The organism is Mycobacterium parascrofulaceum ATCC BAA-614 (genome assembly GCF_000164135.1).
Classification (GTDB): Bacteria; Actinomycetota; Actinomycetes; order Mycobacteriales; family Mycobacteriaceae; genus Mycobacterium; species Mycobacterium parascrofulaceum.
The window spans coordinates 1-1565 of record NZ_GG770601.1; the positions used below are offsets into that span (position 1 = coordinate 1).

At 72.7% G+C, this 1565-nt stretch carries 2 protein-coding genes; one reads left to right on the forward strand and one right to left on the reverse strand.

Annotated features, from left to right (window positions below):
• Positions 1–105: 105 nt before the first annotated feature.
• Positions 106–345 (forward strand): hypothetical protein, encoded by a 240-nt coding sequence (locus HMPREF0591_RS29725; RefSeq protein WP_007172591.1) that lies wholly within the window; start codon positions 106–108, stop codon positions 343–345.
• Here the strand turns inward: HMPREF0591_RS29725 and HMPREF0591_RS29730 are convergent.
• Positions 315–1565, reverse strand: a 1251-nt coding sequence (locus tag HMPREF0591_RS29730) for an FUSC family protein (RefSeq protein ID WP_007172592.1), incomplete at its 5' end; no start/stop codon positions are given. The two genes, HMPREF0591_RS29725 and HMPREF0591_RS29730, sit on opposite strands and share 31 nt — an antisense overlap.

Here is a 1565-nt window from a genome sequence, read left to right on the forward strand (position 1 = left end):
GGCTTGCGGGCAGGCCGACGTCGCGCCGACGCCGGGCCGGCCCCACGCGCTGGCCCCGGCCCCGCAGTCCGATCCGGAGGCGGAGGTGGCCGAACGCAGCGGCTGGTGGCCGAGCTGCACGACAACTGGGACAACCTCACCCCGGCGGAACGCCAGCGGCGGCTGACGCAGCTGCAGCAGCAGGCCACCACGGTGTCCAACGACGTGCAGAATCTGCCACCCGCCCAACGGCCCGGCGTCGAACTGCGGCTGTTGCAGACCATGCTGGCGCTGTTCGACCTGGTGCGAAAGGCCCAGGGGCCCGACCAGCCGTGCTATTTTCCCGCGTGCCTGCCCGGCCTCTGAAACCCGTCGGTGTGAAATTCGGCTGCGGCTGTTTCGCGCCCGCCGAGGTTGGTCGCCGCGGTAACGATCGCCCGCTCGATCTGGCGCAGCGCGTGCACCGCGGTGAGGAGTCGCCGGGTATCGGGCCCCGGGGGTCCCGCCTCGCCGTCCCGCTGCCGGGCCAGGGTTTCCGCGGCGTCGAGCTCGTCGGCCGCCGACACCATGGTCGGCGCGCGGCCGCTGCCGATCGCGGCGGCCAGCGCGTCGATGTTGCGCCGGGTCTGGGCCGCGGCGGCCGAAAAGGCTTGGGCGAGTTCGGGGCTGAGGGACCCGCCCGGGTCCCGGTACCGCTCGCTGCTGCGTGCCAGGCTGCGGCCGTACCGGTCGCACGCCGCGAAGATTCGCAGCGCGCGGCGGATGCTGCGCCGTCCGGCCAGGCCGGCGACCCCCGCGAGAAGCGGCTTGGCGGTGACCCGGAACTGCTGCAGGTCCCGGTCTAGCTGGCGTGCCCGCTCGGACGGGCTCACGCCCTGGCCCGCGCCGAACATCGTCGCGGTGGACGAATCGATCAGTCCCGACAGGCTGGCCAGGAACGTGCGGGTGTCGTCGCGAATCGCGGCCCTGGTGTGGGTCGGCAGCACGACGATGGCCACGGTCGCCCCGATGACCGCGCCGAGTGCGGTTTCCTCGATCCGCAACATCAGCACGCCGAACGAGAGTTGGCCGAGCAGGCCGTAGAGCAACGCCAGCATCGTGGTGATCCAGAACGTCATCAGGCTGTAGGTGACCGTCATGAAATAGAAGGCGCAGAACAGGCACACGAAGATCCCGGCGAGCGCGGCGGTCTTGTCGCCGGCCAGCAGCGTGGCCACCACCACGCCGCACGGCACGCCGAGCAGGGTGCCGAGCAGGCGTTGCCAGCCCTTGGTGAGGGTTTCGCCCCACGAGTTGGTGCCGGCGAAGATCACGAACGCGGCGATCACCGCCCAGTACCAGCGGGCCGGCGACACCAGCTCGCCGGTCACGATCGCGAGTGACGCGGCGACGGCGACCTGGATGGCTTGTCGGGTGGTCGGCCGCAGGCCCTCCTCCGGGGGTTCTTCGGCGGGCGCGTCCCCGGGCGCGCTGTCCGACGCCGGCGGCCGCTCGCTGTCCCCGCGGTCCAGCGCGCCGCCGGCGGCGGCCCGCTCGACGACGGCCCGCACGTCGGAAGTCGCCGTGGCGGCGTTGATGATCGCCAG